This is a genomic window from Idiomarina sp., assembly GCF_048260185.1.
Classification (GTDB): Bacteria; Pseudomonadota; Gammaproteobacteria; order Enterobacterales; family Alteromonadaceae; genus Idiomarina.
In genome coordinates this window covers 256,569-272,939 of record NZ_JBLXHB010000002.1, presented here as the reverse complement: position 1 = coordinate 272,939, position 16,371 = coordinate 256,569, and the positions used below count along the sequence as shown (strand labels likewise).

General features: G+C 48.6%; 16 protein-coding genes. 2 read left to right on the top strand and 14 right to left on the bottom strand.

All coding sequences use genetic code 11. The features are described from left to right. Positions 1–43: 43 nt before the first annotated feature. Together ACN0RF_RS07010 and xseA are read right to left on the bottom strand one after the other, a co-directional pair. Complete coding sequence (locus ACN0RF_RS07010) at positions 44–1,351, bottom strand: alkaline phosphatase (RefSeq protein ID WP_417438503.1); 1,308 nt, start codon at positions 1,349–1,351, stop codon at positions 44–46. A gap of 75 nt (positions 1,352–1,426) precedes the next feature. Beyond that, positions 1,427–2,737 carry an exodeoxyribonuclease VII large subunit gene (gene xseA, locus ACN0RF_RS07005; RefSeq protein WP_417438502.1) on the bottom strand — a complete coding sequence of 437 codons (1,311 nt, stop codon included), beginning with the start codon at positions 2,735–2,737 and terminating at the stop codon, positions 1,427–1,429. A gap of 151 nt (positions 2,738–2,888) precedes the next feature. Here xseA and ACN0RF_RS07000 point away from each other — a divergent pair, with 151 nt between their 5' ends. Both ACN0RF_RS07000 and ACN0RF_RS06995 read left to right on the top strand, forming a co-directional pair. After that, positions 2,889–3,797 carry an alpha/beta fold hydrolase gene (locus tag ACN0RF_RS07000; RefSeq protein ID WP_417438501.1) on the top strand — a complete coding sequence of 303 codons (909 nt, stop codon included), beginning with the start codon at positions 2,889–2,891 and terminating at the stop codon, positions 3,795–3,797. After that, positions 3,794–5,062, top strand: a complete 1,269-nt coding sequence (locus ACN0RF_RS06995; protein ID WP_011235242.1) for an O-acetylhomoserine aminocarboxypropyltransferase/cysteine synthase family protein — start codon at positions 3,794–3,796, stop codon at positions 5,060–5,062. Before ACN0RF_RS07000 ends, ACN0RF_RS06995 begins: the two co-directional genes overlap by 4 nt. Positions 5,063–5,116: 54 nt before the next feature. Here the strand turns inward: ACN0RF_RS06995 and ACN0RF_RS06990 are convergent, their stop codons facing one another. From ACN0RF_RS06990 to gspD, 12 genes are all read right to left on the bottom strand, one after another. Then, complete coding sequence (locus tag ACN0RF_RS06990) at positions 5,117–5,935, bottom strand: mechanosensitive ion channel domain-containing protein (protein WP_011235243.1); 819 nt, start codon at positions 5,933–5,935, stop codon at positions 5,117–5,119. Between the two features lie 83 nt (positions 5,936–6,018). Beyond that, positions 6,019–6,765, bottom strand: coding sequence for a type II secretion system protein N (locus ACN0RF_RS06985; RefSeq protein ID WP_011235244.1), 747 nt, complete (start codon positions 6,763–6,765; stop codon positions 6,019–6,021). After that, positions 6,762–7,280, bottom strand: a complete 519-nt coding sequence (locus ACN0RF_RS06980) for a type II secretion system protein M (RefSeq protein WP_417438500.1) — start codon at positions 7,278–7,280, stop codon at positions 6,762–6,764. The genes ACN0RF_RS06985 and ACN0RF_RS06980 overlap by 4 nt, the downstream gene beginning before the upstream one ends. Next, positions 7,277–8,497, bottom strand: coding sequence for a type II secretion system protein GspL (gspL, locus tag ACN0RF_RS06975; RefSeq protein ID WP_417438499.1), 1,221 nt, complete (start codon positions 8,495–8,497; stop codon positions 7,277–7,279). Before gspL ends, ACN0RF_RS06980 begins: the two co-directional genes overlap by 4 nt. A gap of 3 nt (positions 8,498–8,500) precedes the next feature. Then, a complete protein-coding gene (gene gspK, locus ACN0RF_RS06970) occupies positions 8,501–9,487 on the bottom strand; it encodes a type II secretion system minor pseudopilin GspK (RefSeq protein WP_417438498.1) in 987 nt (328 codons plus the stop codon). After that, positions 9,477–10,160, bottom strand: coding sequence for a type II secretion system minor pseudopilin GspJ (gspJ, locus tag ACN0RF_RS06965; RefSeq protein ID WP_417438497.1), 684 nt, complete (start codon positions 10,158–10,160; stop codon positions 9,477–9,479). The genes gspK and gspJ overlap by 11 nt, the downstream gene beginning before the upstream one ends. Continuing rightward, positions 10,150–10,542 carry a type II secretion system minor pseudopilin GspI gene (gspI, locus tag ACN0RF_RS06960; RefSeq protein WP_417438496.1) on the bottom strand — a complete coding sequence of 131 codons (393 nt, stop codon included), beginning with the start codon at positions 10,540–10,542 and terminating at the stop codon, positions 10,150–10,152. Before gspI ends, gspJ begins: the two co-directional genes overlap by 11 nt. Before the next feature lie 2 nt (positions 10,543–10,544). Further along, the gene (gene gspH / locus ACN0RF_RS06955) at positions 10,545–11,111 is read right to left on the bottom strand and encodes a type II secretion system minor pseudopilin GspH (protein WP_417438495.1); all 567 of its coding nucleotides are present in this window, start codon (positions 11,109–11,111) and stop codon (positions 10,545–10,547) included. Beyond that, positions 11,086–11,523 carry a type II secretion system major pseudopilin GspG gene (gspG, locus tag ACN0RF_RS06950; protein ID WP_034822395.1) on the bottom strand — a complete coding sequence of 146 codons (438 nt, stop codon included), beginning with the start codon at positions 11,521–11,523 and terminating at the stop codon, positions 11,086–11,088. The genes gspH and gspG overlap by 26 nt, the downstream gene beginning before the upstream one ends. Positions 11,524–11,525: 2 nt before the next feature. Further along, positions 11,526–12,752 (bottom strand): type II secretion system inner membrane protein GspF, encoded by a 1,227-nt coding sequence (gspF, locus tag ACN0RF_RS06945; protein WP_034822394.1) that lies wholly within the window; start codon positions 12,750–12,752, stop codon positions 11,526–11,528. A 3-nt stretch (positions 12,753–12,755) separates the two neighbouring features. Further along, a complete protein-coding gene (gene gspE / locus ACN0RF_RS06940) occupies positions 12,756–14,240 on the bottom strand; it encodes a type II secretion system ATPase GspE (RefSeq protein WP_417438494.1) in 1,485 nt (494 codons plus the stop codon). Then, positions 14,233–16,371, bottom strand: coding sequence for a type II secretion system secretin GspD (gene gspD, locus ACN0RF_RS06935; protein ID WP_417438493.1), 2,139 nt, complete (start codon positions 16,369–16,371; stop codon positions 14,233–14,235). Before gspD ends, gspE begins: the two co-directional genes overlap by 8 nt.

The window sequence follows — 16,371 nt, the reverse complement described above, 5'->3', positions numbered from 1 at the left end:
GCGTTATAAAACGCGACTGTCGGAGGGGACTTACAAAGAGGAGTTATTTAACAACTTTTATTAGCTGTTTGCCAATATCAGTATTGTCCATATAGCCACCGAAGTTCTCGCTATACGGGCCGTCGGCGAAGACAGGAACATCAACGCCGGTGTGTCCGCTGGTTGTCCAGCCAGTGCCGGTAATATCGCCCGTTATATAGACCAGCGCCTGATGCAAGGCCTCTTGTTGCTCTTCACCCTCTGCTTCCGCGGCAATAGCAAGCTCATCAAGATACTCCTGAGTCAGCTCAAAGTTAACTTTGTCAGCTACATACTCCGCCCAGCTATCCGTATCCATGGTCAGCATTTCCTTACTCATGGACGCAATAGAGCTTTTAATTTTCATAACACGGTCAGAATGCCAGGCATACTCGCCGTCACGCCCTAGTGTCAGACCGCCAGTTGAGTGATCAGCCGTCATAACAATTAAGGTATTGGGGTTGTTTTCGCGGTATTCACTCACCACCTTCAAGGCGCGGTTTAGCCCGTCCATTTCGTGTACGGCACAAGCAATGTCGTTAGCATGACCACACCAGTCAATTTCGCTGCCTTCAATCATTAAAGCAAACGGCTGCTGCTTTTTATCCAATAAGCGCAAAGCGGTACGTGTCATATTGGCCAACGCATCAACATCGCCATCAATAGCAAACGGCAGACCTTTTGCCGCAAAAAGCCCCATCACAGGCGTAGTGTCAACAGAGCTCAGCTTTTGCATATCGGTTACTACCTGCATGCCATGCTCTGGCAATACATCCAGCCAGTTTTTGTCGTCACGGTTAAAATAGCTTTGTCCGCCACCTAGCATCACATCAAAAGACGGCTTACCTTCAACCACCTGAGTAGCAATTTTGTCGGCTATTTGATTATATTCGTAGCGCGACGGGTGATGAGTGAAAAACGATGCCGGTGTTGCATGATTAACTTGTGATGTGGATACCGAACCCGTTGACCAGCCATTTTCACGAGCCAGTTCCATGATACTCTGCAGCGGATATTTATCTGAATCGACCGCAATAGCGCCATTGTAACTTTTAACGCCTGTAGCCAGAGCGGTTGCACCCGCAGCTGAGTCAGTAACCCAGGTATTATCATCAGGATAGGTTGTTGCGGCGCCTTTCAGCATGGCATCAAACTCAGTTTCAGCAATCGTTTTGCTGTCTAAATCAGACATGGCATAACGGTACGCGCTAATATATTCAAATCCCATACCGTCACCAATAATATAAATAATATTGGGTTTCTGTTCTTCTGCCTGCACCATTGTAGATGCCAACGCCAGTCCAATACCGGCTGCCAGTGCTTTGAGTTTCATACCACGACTCCTTTGTGAATAACCTAACCAGTATACCAAAGCGCGAATGTCAGGAATATGACAATAGCCGCAGAATCATTGCCGTTTAGCGGTAATATTACCGTCAGCCAGACGAACTTCTATTGATTCCCCCACAGTCACTTGCTTCTCGCTACGAACAACTTCGCCCTTTTCTGTACGGACAATAGCGTAGCCCCTTTCCAGAGTATTCAAAGGACTGACAAGGTTCAGAGCCTGCATCAACTGTTGCTGCTGAGTTCTCTTGTCTTTTAAAACTCGTTGCATAACCTGCGGTAATCGTTGCTGCTGCGTCTGAAGTTTTTGCTGCAAACGCTGTAACTCTTTTTGCGGATGCATTGCCTGCAGGCGCCCGTGTAAATATGACACTTGCTGCTTCTGCCGCGCCAGCCGGTTCTGCAAAGCCCTGTTAGCTCGGGCTTGCAGTTCATCGGCTAATTGCGACTGTTGTTGCAATTGTCGTTGCGGATGCTGCTGTTGCAGCCGGGTTTGTAAAAATTGCCAACGTTGCTGTAAACGCTGCAACAATCTTTGCTGCGCCAGACCTAAGCGCTGTTGCAGTGCCTGCGCTTTTTGCTGTTGTTGTTGTTGATCTCTGGTAACTAACTCAGCGGCTGCGGAAGGTGTAGGAGCGCGAACATCGGCAACAAAATCGGCAATAGTGAAATCAATTTCATGACCTACAGCGCTAATCGTTGGCATGGGCGCGGTTGCCAAAAGACGCGCAAAAGTCTCATCGTTAAAACACCATAAGTCTTCCAGAGAGCCACCGCCACGGCTGACTAAAAGTACATCCACTTCATTACGCTCAAATGCCGTTTTTAGCATAGCCTGCAATTGCGGAACGGCCGCTTCTCCCTGTACTGCGCTCGGATAAATAATCACTTCGACGCCGGGATCGCGGCGTTTCATCACCGCCAGAATGTCTTTGATAGCAGCGCCGGTGGGTGAGGTCAGCACGCCGACTTTGCGAATATGGTCGGGTAGTAAGCGCTTACGTTCTGCCGCAAATAACCCTTCGGCTGACAATTTCCCTTTTAGCTGCTCATAACGCTGCTGTAAAAGCCCCTGACCAGCGTCTTCAACCTGCTCAATAATCAGTTGGTAGTCGCCCCGCGGTTCATAAACCGTGACTTTGGCTCTTACCAGTACCTGCATGCCATTTTGCGGCCGAACCTTTGCGCGCTGATTCGCATTGCGAAACATAGCGCAGCGAACCTGAGCCCGCTCGTCTTTTAAAGTGAAATACCAGTGCCCTGAACCCGGTGCGGCAAAATTTGAGATTTCTCCAACCAGGCTTATTTGACCAAAGCCCTGCTCTAACAACTGGCGGATCTCAATATTTAACTGGCTGACCGAATACACCATGGGCGTCACTCTTGTTTCGAAATTAAAAATAAATCATACCATATTCCGCTGACAGCGAAATAAACCCAGCCATTTTAGACGTCTAAATGTCTTGACGTCCTGATATCTATTTATTACAGTCAAAACCTCACTCAGAATATTGAGGTTAACTATGGTTCAGCCAGTTGCCCGCAGTTTTTACGCAGACACGCCGTTCGCACGTCTTAAAGGTTATCGCTATGGCGATCCTGATAAGCCGGTCGTTGTTGTTCAGGGCGGGATTAGTGCCAGCGGCCTAATCTGGAAGGCTGATGAGAGTGGCTGGTGGCAGTCACTGCATCCGCTCTTTGCAGAGTTGAATGATGTGCAAGTCATCAGCTTCGACTACCCCGGAGGAATAGGAGGCTCCGAGTGTCCGTCGGTGCCTTTAACGGTGCAGCAACACAGTGAAGCCATTCGGCACGCGCTGAAACAGGAAACCGACAACCTACAAGCCTGGGTCGGGGGGTCTTTCGGCGGCGTTCTGGGACTTCAGTATGCCGCTGACCATCCAACTGAACTGCCTCGTTTAAGTGCTATTGGTGCGGCCCATAAACCGTCAGTGCATTCAGCGTTACTGCGTTATTTTCAGCAGGCGCTCATTCAACGCTGCGATGATAAACAGTCAGGCATTATTCTGGCGCGGGCGCTGGCCATGCTGAGTTATCGCACCGCCGAAGAATTCGAACAACGTTTTAACCATGCGGACGATGCCTTTGAATACTTACTGTATCAGGGCGAAAAACTGTTGAAGCAAAACGGCAATGGCTGCCGCAGCTTATTTACGCACCTTACGCCGATACTCAACCACTACTCAATTGACCCAACCCGCGTGCAGGCAAAAGTACAGCTAGTCGACTTTAACAACGACGCCATTGCGCCACCGAGTCTGGTTAATGAACTGGAAAACTTGCTTCCCAACTCATTTGGCAGGGTCACTATTGAAACGCCGTTCGGCCACGATGGTTTTATCAAGAATGTTGAACAATACCAATCGGCTTTAACGCATTTTTTAACTGAATCTGAACTGGAGTCCGTATGAAAGACGAAACGTTAGCCATCCACCATGGCTATGAAACTGACCCAACAACTAAGTCAGTAGCCACTCCCATTTACCAAACCGTTTCTTACGAGTTTGATAACGCACAGCACGGCGCTGACCTGTTTGATTTGGCGGTTGAGGGAAATATTTACACGCGCATAATGAACCCCACCAACGATGTTCTGGAGAAGCGTGTCGCAGAACTCGAGCATGGTGTGGCCGCACTTGCCGTAGCCTCGGGCATGGCAGCTATTGAATACGCATTAATTACCCTTGCCCGTCAGGGCGATAACATAGTGACGACACCACAACTCTACGGCGGAACCTACACACTCTTCCAGCACATGCTGCCTTCATTTGGCATTGAAGTCCGTTTTGCCGAATCGGATAAAGCGGAAGACATAGGCAAACTTATAGACGGTAAAACTAAAGCCGTATTCTGTGAAAGTATTGGCAACCCGGCGGGAAACATCGCCGATTTAGAAGGCTATGCTGAGGTCGCTCACCAGCATGGAGTTCCACTGGTCGTGGACAACACGGTTGCTACACCGATACTTTGCAAACCCATTGATTTTGGCGCTGACATTGTGGTGCATTCACTAACCAAATACATTGGGGGTCATGGCAATTCAGTTGGCGGATTAATAGTCGATAGCGGAGGGTTTGACTGGGTTAAACAAAAACAACGCTTTCCTCAGTTTAGCTCACCGGAGCCAGCTTATCACGGCGTAGTCTATACCGACGCTTTTGGTCCGGCGGCTTTCATAGCCCGCGTTCGTACTGTCGCTTTGCGTAATACCGGTGCTTGCTTGTCACCCTTTAACGCCTTCCTGTTACTGCAGGGTTTGGAGACTTTACCTTTGCGTATTGAGCGCCACTGCGAAAACGCGCTGAAAGTGGCTGAATACTTACAGTCGCACCCAAGCGTAGACTGGGTAAACTTTGCAGCGCTGCCAGAGCACACTAACTACGAGCGAGCGAAAAAGTATATTAAAAATGGGGTTCCTGCGTCGCTGTTAACTTTTGGCGTTAAAGGCGGCTACGATGCTGGCGTTGAGTTTTACGATAAGCTGAAACTGTTTAAACGCCTGGTCAACATTGGTGACGCAAAGTCACTGGCCTGCCACCCGGCCTCCACAACTCACCGGCAGTTGTCTGCTGGCGAACAGGCCGCGGTTGGCGTAAAACCAGAAGCTATTCGTTTATGTGTTGGCATTGAAAATGCGGAAGATATTATTGCCGATATCTCTCAGGCACTCGCTTGAGCACCCACAAAAAAGGCCACTGTTGAAGTGGCCTTTTGTCAGAACAACAATACGTTAGTCGTCTTTTTTCAGGTGAACGTCCATTTGGGGAAAGGGAATACCAATGCCCTCCTCATCCAGACGGTCTTTAATTCGCTCTAGTAAATCCCAGCGGGTCGGCCAGTAGTCCTCATTTTTCGTCCACGGGCGAACATTAAAGTCGACCGACGAATCGCCAAGGTTGGTCACCGTAACAACAGGTTCAGGATCTTTTAATACCCGCTCATCGCTGGTAATCACATCCATCAGTGCTTTCTTCGTCTGCTGTAGATTCGCACTGTAACTTACACCAATAACCAGGTCGATACGGCGCAATTCTTCTCGGTTATAGTTAACAATAGGGCCACCGATAATTTCAGAGTTAGGCACAAAAACCACCTTACGGTCAGGGGTTTTCATAATGGTCTGAAAGATATTAATTTGCTCAACGGTTCCTGAAACACCACCAGCATCAACATATTCACCCGCACGAATTGGACGGAACATAATAAGCAGAACGCCCGATGCGATATTAGACAGGGAGCCCTGCAACGCCAGACCAATTGCCAGACCTGCGGCACCTAGTATGGCAATGAAGGAAGTAGTTTCAACGCCCACATGCGACAGTGCCATCATGATAGCGGCAATGAATATCACCGTTTTTAAAATTGCACCGACAAAGCTGATAACAGCACCGTCGACCTGACGCTTTTTCATGCCTTTGGTCATTACACCTGTCACGGTGTTAGCGACGATTTTACCGACAATTAGTATCGCAATAGCGATGACAAATTTAATCGAGAAACCTATCAGCATGTCCTGATTATCATTAATCCACTGGACGATGTTATCCATACAAATTATTCCTTATTCCGCAGAGACTTTAATTAGTGACTTATTATTACAGTAATCATAAACGTTTATGCCCGCAAGTGGGATCACAAGCGAAATGAGTAACGTCCGCGCGAATCCGGCGTTCCCATGTATTCCATCATTTTAGCCAGCCCTTCAGGTGTTTCCAGATTCGGCTTCACTGTGCCTTCAGCATTGAAACTCTGGCTGTTAATGCTGCCCTGAAAGTCTAACCCTAAACTGTTATTACCATTCATGGCTAAGCCCACCGAGTTATCGTCGTTACAGCTAAGTTCTACCGGAAAATCTCCCAGCGACTGCCATTGATTATTAACCAACACCCGAATCTGCTCGCCCCGGGCCTGACCTTTCAACTCGTCGCACCAACGTACCGGGCCGGGCGCAGTAACGACAAAACTGTCTAAGGACAAACGCCAGTTACCTCCGGTTTTTAAAGGCAAGCGGGTGTTTGCCAACTGCAGCAGAGCATTAACATCACCACTGGCTGTTATATTTTTGGCTCCAACTTTGGTGGACCCTGCCAGTAAGCGTCCATTCAGCGCAAACGGGTTACTTTTGGCAGGCAAGTTAACATCCATGACCAACTCTCCCAGAAATACAGAAGACACCTGCCAGTTCCAGCTAAGATTATTCAGTACGATATCGTCAACTGCGACCTGCCCGGCAACGCCATTCCATAAGCTTCCGCTGACCTGAGAGAGCCTGATGTTATCCGGTAAAGGAAACCAGTAAATAACCCTTGCCGGTAACATCACCAGCATGGCAACCAGATACACGACCACTAACCAGGGTATCCAGCGTTTTAAGTTCATGAAGCCTCACTTACTAATAGTTTACGTAAACGCACCTGTCCGGGCGTATTTAATTTCGCAATATCAACAGCTTTTAGTGATAACCCCTGGCGTTGCTCCAGTTCGGCTAAAAAGCTTAATAAATCAGAAAAAGCCACCTCATCAACACTTAACAGATACTCCTGCCCCTGAGGCTGCAAACGCGCGATTTGAATATCCTGCGCAGCTGCAGCACGGTTGATACGTTGACTGACAGAGCCTGATGCACTTTGTTGTTCAGAGCTGCTCTCTTCCAGTTTTTTATAGCGCGCTATTGCCTGCTGAACCCATTGGTATTGCTGCTGTTGAGCTGCAAGCTGACGCTCTGCATTGGCTACTGCCTGGGAGCTGGGCTGCCAAATGACAAAGTACAGAAAAGCAATAAACAGTACTCCTGCCAAAACAGCTAACAAGCTCTGCTCGCGCTGGTTAAACTGGCTCCAGCGCTGCTTGCCTAAATCCAGATAAGGCATTAACTGACGAGTAATTCTGTTCATGACTGCGCTCCCTGACCATCAAGCTGCACGGTTAAAGAACCCGAAACTTGTTCACCACGGTTACTCATTGAACCCGCTTCAACAGTTAGCCCTTCGGCTTTCGCCGCCTGTTGGAAAGCCTCAAATTGAGAAAAGCTACTGGCAGTTGCCTGTAAGCGCAACTCGTTGTTCTGAAAGCGCAGTAACTCAAGCTGCAGTTCAGGCTGCGACTTAAACGCCGGAGCCAGTTGCTGCAAAACCGCAAGCACTGAAGCTTCATCCGCACTGCCTAGTCCAAGGCTTTCCAATTGTCGTTGCAACTGTACTTTTAAATTCACAATACGAGTCTGACCCGGAAAGGCATCACGATAAAGTTGCTCAGCCTGAGCTTTTAAAGCGCCCCGCTGAGACTCCAGTTGCCAATAGCGTACGCCGTTTAACAACACGGCCAAAACAAAGAGTACACTCGCAGCAGTAGCCAGCCCCTTCCAGGGTAAATCAACTGAACGTTTTGCCCGTTGTGAGCGATAAGCCCCCTGCCTTAAGTTAATACGATTTCCTGTCGCGATACTTTGCACCGCGATAGTAAAAGGCACTTCAATATCAGCAGGGATTAAAGGTGCTGGCGATTGCGGCCAGTTTAGCGCGCCATAGTGAATAATTTCTGTTGGACTGTTCTGTTCAGCAGCAAAAGCTGGTGCTAACTGAGCAAACTGCTCTTTTTCTATGGTAAAGCCCTGCCACTCACCAGTTCTGACAATAACACTGTCGGCAAGCTCAATGGCCTGCCAGGTATCGTTCTGATGCGGCAACAAGAAGCAGTCGGGTACCCAGAAAGCAGAATCAATGCCGGCTTCGGTTAATACCTGCAGCCAATAATTCATTCGGTCTTTGGCGACTACAGCAACTGGCAGCTCTGTGCCTTTGGCATCCGGCCAGGCAAAATGCAGCTGCTCAATATCACTTGCCAGCTCCTCTTCCAGAGCATAAGGAATAATGCGCTGTAGGTGCCTTTTTGTGCCTGCGGGTAAAGTCACTCTTGTCATCGAAACATCTTGTCCGGGCAAGGCCACAATGACTTCGCAACGGTTGGCTTTGTCTTTTAACTGAACAAGCTCTGCTACCGAACTCAGCTCTCCACTGGCTATTAACTCTTGCTGCCCTTTATGCCAGACCAACCAGGGTATGGGTTCGTCGGTACCATAAGCCGGTAACCGCAGAATCAGTGTTTCATGCATATACTAATCTCCCATCGCCCGGTACAAGGTTTGTACTCGACCTTCGTTTAAATGTAATACCGAGCGCGCTCTCATTTCTACTTCGCCCCACTGAATCATCGCAATCAACTGAAAATACTCACTACTCACGGTCAGTTCCGGCAACTCACCTTCTAATTCCGACCGCACTCCCGAGAGTTCTGCCAACTCAGCGAGTTCTTCATCAGATTCGTAGCCCTGAGGCGGTCGGTTATTCAGCAATGCCATAGCGTCAGCAAGTGCTAACTTACCTTCGGTAACTCCGGTTAAAACCGCAGCCTGATCCTGTTCCAGAGTATTAATATTAATTTTTAAGTCTGTCTCATTCGGAATAACGCAAGCAACAGAGTTAAGAGCGGTAATTATTTTAGCACTGTATCCCCGCACCATTCTCAGCTCACTCATCTCAAGTAGTTGGCTGTTTGCGGCCAAATAAGGCTTAGGTAAACTCTCGTAATCAGGGTCTTCAGCACCGTTACTGCCCGACAACTGACTGTCTTCATCCAGCCAGTCTACCAGACTGTCGGTTAAAATTTCGGCCTGATAGTTATCAATTTCCAGTGCTTCCAGCAGCGCTTTGTATTGTCGTTTGCGCTTTTCCAGAGTTCCGGGATCTTCCTCATCCGTAACCAGGCTATTAAGGTTAAAGCAGCTGTATAAATCCCTGACTTTTGCCGCAATCTGCCCTCCCTCTACCGGAAAAGGTCCACTACGCTGAGCCCAGTTTTGCTCTTTGTGCGCAACCCCGTCGTTTTCTTCCAGTTCAGTTTGCAGCACTTCTTTTAAAACATCCTCTGCACTTAACCACATCCAGTAGCTTTGTTCAGCCTGCTGCAAGTTGCCCATACGGGTTATTTGCAACTGCAGTTTTCCGCCTAAATTCACTGCAATAACCGACACAATAGCAATAACCAGCAAAACCGTTATAAGCGCAGCTCCGGCTTGTGATGACTTACGCGGGCTAATTGGCACGTTGCAGCCCTCCGCCGTTACTTTCCACCTGCTGTCCCACTGCGGCTATCAAAAACACGCGTCTGATGGTGCCAAAGTTTTTGCTACGAATGGTCACTTCAACGGCTTGAGGCAAATCACCTGAACTTTCCCAGTTGTCGCTCCAGCCTTGTTCTAACCCCTGATTCGCGTTACTCACACCATCACTGCGGTAGAATCGAAAAGACAGTTCGTCAACGCCTTCTAATAAGGTCTGAACGGATGGTTCTGAGGAGCGATCGTTAACGAAAGTCTCGGTTACCCGCTGCAAATTTCCATCCCATAATCGGTAAACTACCGGCTGTAACTCGCTGCGGGGCATCATGTTGCCAGGGTTGTCAAAGCCGCTTCTGACAAAAGCCAGTACGCCGCCGTCAGAATCAAAGTAGCCAGGGTCATTGCTCAAATACTGATGAGTCACTTCAACACCGGAAGGTCGCGTTGGTTTAGCGACCATTTGGCGAATATCCTGCTGCATCAGCAACTGGCTGAACTGCAAACGCTCCAGCTGTTCACGCTGTTTTTGAGATTGCTCTTCGGTGTTTACCATCTGGTTCAGAACCTGAAAACTGGCAATACCGATAATGGCAAATATCACCATGGTCACCAGCACTTCTACTAAGGTAAAACCTTTGTTTGCGGGGTTAACGCGCATTGTCGGCTCCCCCCGCTGAATCTGGTTTACGCATATAACGAGTTAACCGAAAGTGTTCACGGCCGTCCTCGTTTTTCATCACTTTCACAGTGACTGCAACAACATTTGGCGTTACCGTTTCTACCACCTGTTGCTGCCAATACCAGGTAACACCTGCCTGTTCCTGTTGGCCGCTCCGTTTATCTTTAAGCGGCCACTCTTTCTCAAGCGACAATTCTGCCAAACGATTAGACGCTACGTACTGAGCAAAGGTTTTGTCCTGTAAAGCGCTTAACCTGGTTAGGTGCCCGCTTGCCGCCTGCAACGCGGCCAGTGCCGCCAGACTGAACACCGACAAGGCTACCATCACTTCAATTAAGGTAAAGCCGCGCACCCACCGCATAGTTACTCCGGAGCCTCGGCAGAAATACTAACCTGCCAGCTGTTTTCGGCAATAAGCCAACGCTCGGCATCGGGGTCGTTTAAATGCTCAATATGCACTTCAAAGAGTGTCATCTCACCGCTGGGCAGAATCAGAATATCGGGAATCGTGCTGTCTTCGTCGCTCTCTTCAGCAAACAAGCCATCGTCCAATGACTCATCTTGTTCAAGCACCTTCAGCCCCCGGCTGGTAAACTGCCAACGCAGTGGCCACTCGGTGTCCTGTGCCCGTAACCCGCGGGCATTTTCTTCGCGCCATTGTTCATCTTTCCAGAACAAAAAACGGTAGCCATCTTCGTGGAATTTTAATCCCAGTGGTTGCTGTCGGACCATGGCGTATTCGCGGGCATAGTTTAGCTGCTGACGTAAACTCGCAGCTGCATTTTGAGGAGAGTCCTGCCCCCGTTCACCACCGGGCAGTGTAAACATAACGGCGCTGGCGATGAGACCAAGAATGGCCATCACCAGCATCACTTCAATGAGAGTAAAACCAAATTGGCAACGCTTATTGGTCACGATCGTTGTTGCCAATCATCCAGCTGCCAAAATCATCATCCGTTCCGGGCTGACCATCCGGGCCTGGAGAAAAAATATCAACATCATCGTACTGACCCGGGTTCAGGAGTAAATAGTCATTACCGTAAGGGTCCTGCGGTAAGCGGCGAATATAGCCGCCGCTGCGATAGCTGCGTGGCTGCGGATCCATGTTCGGTTCATTGACTAAAGCTTCAAGCCCCTGCTCGGTCGTCGGAAACATACCGTTATCTAAGTGATACTGAGCCAGTGCGTTTTCTAAAGCGACAATATCGGCTATCACTTTTTGCTGGTTAGCTTTTTCCTGATTACCTAATACATTGGGTAACACCATAGTGGCCAAAATACCGATAATGGCAATAACCACCATTACTTCGACCAATGAAAAACCTTGTTGATTACGTCTCATAGCTAAAGCCCTACACTATTATTTAATTGTAAAATGGGTTGAATGATAGACAGCACAATAAAGAATACGATACCTGCCATCGTCACTATCAGCACCGGCTCAAATACTTTTAAACTAACCGACACCAGGTTTTCAAATTCTTTGTCCTGATTATCGGCAGAGCGTTTTAACATTTGTTCCAGTTCACCGGACTTCTCACCTGCCGCTATCATGTGCAGCATCATTGGTGGGAACAATCCCGTTTCCTGCAACGCACCGCGCATTGACGCCCCTTCACGAACGCGTCCGGCTGCTTCATCTACCGCCTGACGTATGGCTAAATTACCAATGACCGACGAGGTAATGCGCAACCCGTCGAGCAAGGGTACTGCTGAGGAAGTCAGTATACTTAAAGTCCGGGCAAAACGGGCAGTACTTACCCCTCTTATGACCTTACCCAGCATGGGAAGTTTTAACAGTCTGCGATGATATTTCAGGCGGTTTTTTTCATTTCTTAACCACTGGTTAAAAGCGACCAGCAGCAAAGCAATGCCAATAAGTAACCACAGCCCCCAGTTTTGCAGAAATTCACTAATGGCTATCATAGCCAGAGTGGTTGGCGGCAAATCCTGACCCATGGTTGAAAAGTTGTCCACTATTTGCGGCACAATGGAAACCAACAGAAAAACCACAATGCCAATGGCAACCAAAGTCAGCATAAGCGGATAAATAAGCGCCTGCGTCAACTGACTTTTCATGTGCTGACGTTGCTCAGTATAGTTTGCCAGCTCATCCAATACCGTATCTAAATGGCCGGACTTTTCGCCGGCAGCCACCATAGCGGTATATAAAGAATCAAAAACACCGGGAAACTCTGACATAGCTTCAGCAAGGCCGTAACCTTCAACCACTTTACTGCGTACCGACATCAGTAATTTCTTCAGACGTGGCTTTTCGGTCTGGTCAGCAACGGCTAATAATGCCTGTTCAATAGGCAGTGCCGAGCCTACTAAGGTAGATAACTGACGGGTAATTAGCGCTAAATCCTGTGCTTTAACTTTACGCTGCGGAAGCCCAAACCGGGGCTGTAACGTTTTCTTTCTGTCTTGATCAGCTGCCGGCTCAATGCTTAAAGGCATTAAGCCTTTTTCACGCAATAACTGACGTACCTGTCGCTCAGTATCGGCTTCCAGTACACCTTTTTTCTTTCTGCCATTAGCCTCAACGGCTTGATATTCAAATGCTGCCACCCTCTACTCCTCGCGGGTAACCCGCAGCACTTCTTCCAGCGTTGTTTTGCCTTTCAGTACTTTTGCTAAGCCGTCCTGGCGAATACCGGGCGTCGACTGCCGAATATACTTTTCAATAGACTGTTCACCGTGACCGTTATGGACTAACTCACGTACATGGTCATCTACCAGCAGCAGTTCGTGAATACCGGTACGTCCACGATAACCGGTATAATTGCATCGTTCACAACTCCCTGCACGATAAATCACACTGGTATCTGCAGCATCAAGGCCGAGCATATTCTTTTCTTCGTCATCCGGCTGGTGAGGCTGTTTGCATTCGCTACAGAGTGTCCGCACCAGACGCTGCGATAACACCGCCAATAAGCTCGATGACAACAGGAAGGGCTCTACACCCATGTCTTCCAGACGAGTAATTGCGCCGGCGGCAGTGTTAGTGTGCAATGTAGACAAGACCAGGTGACCAGTGAGTGAAGCCTGCACAGCAATTTGCGCGGTTTCTACGTCACGTATCTCACCAACCATTACCACGTCGGGATCCTGACGCAATATAGCGCGTAAACCGCGGGCGAAAGTCATATCCACCCGAGGGTTAACCTGGGTTTGTCCAATGCCATCAATAGCATATTCTATCGGGTCTTCGACGGTCAGAATATTACGGTCATTAGAGTTGATTTCGCTAAGCCCGGCATACAAAGTTGTACTTTTACCTGAACCCGTCGGGCCGGTTACCAAAATAATGCCGTGAGGCTTGTAAATCAGCTCCTGGAAAATTTTCCGGTTAGCATCAGTCATTCCCAGCTCAGTCAGATTGAGCCGCGCATTGTTCTTATCTAATAAACGCAATACAACCCGCTCGCCATGATTAGACGGCATGGTAGAAACCCGCACATCCACTGCTCGCCCGGCAATAAGCAGGGAAATACGACCATCCTGCGGAACGCGCTTTTCAGCAATATCCAGCTGCGCCATAACTTTTATGCGCGACACCAGCAGCGATGACAACTTACGGTTTGGTCGTAAAACTTCACGCAAAACGCCGTCAATGCGAAAGCGTATTAGCAAAGCTTTCTCAAAGGTCTCAATGTGAATATCCGAAGCGCCTTCTTTTATCGCCTCGCTCAGCATGGCGTTAATTAGCTTAATAATAGGCGCGTCATCTTCGCTTTCCAGCAGATCTTCGGTCTGCGGCAACTCATCAGCCAGAGAAAATAAATCGGACTCGTTGCCAATATCTTCCATCAACTGCTGAGCTTCTGATGAGTCTCGTTGATACGCACGGGTTAACAAGCTTTCAAAGTCACTTGCAGCGTGCTCCTGAAGAGTGACCGGCTGCCCCAGCGCGCGCCTCACTTCTTTTAACGCAGCAGCCGAGATACCTGCACGGCAATGCAAAATTAACGGCTCACCCTGCTCTACCACCACGCCAAAGCGTTTAGCAAAGCTGAACGGGAGGCGAGCTGTTGCAATGGCACTGGCTTCAGTCATTTTGCGGCTCTTCATTCTGTTCGTCGATTTCTTTATCGTTTTCTTCGCTACTCTTCTCGTCGCTCTTCTCGTCGCTCTTCTCGCTACCTTGTTTTTTCAGATATTCGTCAAAGCCCGGCGGTAACGTCAGCTTGCTGTCCCAGTCATTAAGCAGCGGTGACTCTTCAGAGGGCATGAGTGAAATTCCACGCGACCGCTCATCTAACTGCAGCGCCCGCATATAGTTGTATTTTGCCGAGCTTAATTCACGCATGCGTTTCCCGTCGCGGACTATGGTCGGACGGATAAAGACCATCAGGTTACGCTTTTGCTTAGAAGTTGACGTAGAGCTGAACAGTTTTCCTAAAATTGGTATATCGCCTAATAACGGGACTTTAGAGACCGATTCTTGTACGTCTTCGTCAATCAAGCCGCCAAGCACAATGGTCTCGCCATCATCAGCCATGACCGTGGTTTTCAGTTCACGCTTGTTAATAATAACGTCAACCGCAGTGGCGCCACTTAAACTGGACACTTCCTGCTCTATCGTCATTTGTACGGCGTCCCCCTCGTTAATTTGAGGCGTTACCTTTAACTTGATACCTATCTCGGTGCGATCAACCGTCTGGAACGGGTTGTCGTTGTTATCACCCGTAGTAGAGCCACTAATCGTAGGAACTTCCTGACCGACCAAAAAGCTCGCTTCTTCGTTATCTACGGTAACAATGCTAGGTGTTGCCAGAATATTTGAGCGAGTATCTTGTGTAACCGCCTGTACTACCGCCGCCCAGTCATCCTGTATGGTACCGAACATCATACCGTTTACAGAGCCCAGTAAGTTTGCCAGCAATGAAACATCTCCAGGTTCATCCGGCTCTGTTGTCGTCACCTCGACCCCGCCATCGGTTACCCGAGTCGTCGTTGTACCTTCTCTTTCACGTGCCTGATAAGCACCGGCGGCTAAACTCCCAATGGGTACCTGGTTACCGTTATTATATTGCACCATACCGCCGTCTTCGCTGATCCACTGCACGCCAAAGTCAACGTTATCGCCTTCCATAATCTCGACAATAATCGCTTCAACCTGAACCTGAGCACGACGGATGTCTAAGTCCCGAATCACTTTTTCCAGCGATGCCAGCATATCTTTTTGAGCGGTAATCACCACCGAGTTAGTCGGTTCATGCGGGCTGATACTGACCGTTTCATCACCTCCGCTACGGCGGCGTTGATTATTGTTTCCAGTGCTTGATTGCTGCTCAACTTCAGCCTGTATAGAACGGCTAACATCTTTCAACACGTCGACAACTTCAGGTGCTTTTGCATATTTCAGATAGAAAACCCGGGTATTACCCTCGGTTTTCAAATCCTGATCCAGCTGTTTGATAAGCTTGACGACGCGGGAACGGGCACGAGGTTCGCCACTGACAATAACGCTGTTACTGCGATCATCGGCAACAATTTTAGGAATAAGAAGCGCCGGCACACCTTCATTATTTTTTTCATATAGAGACTGAGCAATACGAACAATTTCGCTCGCAGATGCATATTCAAGGCTGATCATGTCAACGTCCTGATCACCGGCCTGATCGACCCGCTCAATAATTTCTACCAAACGTTGCACGGTTTCTGAACGACCCGTCATCATAATCACATTAGACGGGTCATAGCTGACCACCATACCGCCGCCACTTTGGTCGTTTAACTGGCGCAATAACGGTGCAAGCTCGCGTACCGATACGTTTTCTACCGGTACAACCCGGGTCACCATAGTATCGCCTGAGCCTCTGGTATCTCTGTCCAGCACAGGTAGTGACGATGTTTTTGCGTCTTTATCACGTATTACTTTAAGCACGCCCGATTCCATTTCAACAATGGCAAACCCGTAAACCTCAAGCACATTCAGGAAAAACTGATAGTACTGCTCTTCATTCATCACATCGTAGCTGCGCACATCAATTTTTCCCCGAACGTTAGGGTCAATAATGATGGTTTTACCTAAGTTTCGGCCTACAACCTGAATAAACTCGTTAATATCAGTATTTTTAAAACTGGCGGCATATTCTTCGCTGCTTAATGGCGAACTCATCAGTGCGAATGCCAAACCGAGAGCTCCCAACCATGCTTTTAAGCCACTCTTTGCCACTGTCAT

Excerpts from the sequence above, each read along its gene's own strand:
- ACN0RF_RS07010 (WP_417438503.1), bottom strand. The coding sequence starts at position 1,351 with ATGAAACTCAAAGCACTGGCAGCCGGTATTGGACTGGCGTTGGCATCT.
- gspE (WP_417438494.1), bottom strand. The coding sequence starts at position 14,240 with ATGACTGAAGCCAGTGCCATTGCAACAGCTCGCCTCCCGTTCAGCTTT.
- gspD (WP_417438493.1), bottom strand. The coding sequence starts at position 16,371 with ATGACAGTGGCAAAGAGTGGCTTAAAAGCATGGTTGGGAGCTCTCGGT.
- ACN0RF_RS06985 (WP_011235244.1), bottom strand. The coding sequence starts at position 6,765 with ATGAACTTAAAACGCTGGATACCCTGGTTAGTGGTCGTGTATCTGGTT.
- ACN0RF_RS06995 (WP_011235242.1), top strand. The coding sequence starts at position 3,794 with ATGAAAGACGAAACGTTAGCCATCCACCATGGCTATGAAACTGACCCA.
- gspJ (WP_417438497.1), bottom strand. The coding sequence starts at position 10,160 with ATGCGCGTTAACCCCGCAAACAAAGGTTTTACCTTAGTAGAAGTGCTG.
- ACN0RF_RS06980 (WP_417438500.1), bottom strand. The coding sequence starts at position 7,280 with ATGAACAGAATTACTCGTCAGTTAATGCCTTATCTGGATTTAGGCAAG.
- ACN0RF_RS06990 (WP_011235243.1), bottom strand. The coding sequence starts at position 5,935 with ATGGATAACATCGTCCAGTGGATTAATGATAATCAGGACATGCTGATA.
- gspL (WP_417438499.1), bottom strand. The coding sequence starts at position 8,497 with ATGCATGAAACACTGATTCTGCGGTTACCGGCTTATGGTACCGACGAA.
- ACN0RF_RS07000 (WP_417438501.1), top strand. The coding sequence starts at position 2,889 with ATGGTTCAGCCAGTTGCCCGCAGTTTTTACGCAGACACGCCGTTCGCA.
- gspI (WP_417438496.1), bottom strand. The coding sequence starts at position 10,542 with ATGCGGTGGGTGCGCGGCTTTACCTTAATTGAAGTGATGGTAGCCTTG.
- gspG (WP_034822395.1), bottom strand. The coding sequence starts at position 11,523 with ATGAGACGTAATCAACAAGGTTTTTCATTGGTCGAAGTAATGGTGGTT.
- xseA (WP_417438502.1), bottom strand. The coding sequence starts at position 2,737 with ATGGTGTATTCGGTCAGCCAGTTAAATATTGAGATCCGCCAGTTGTTA.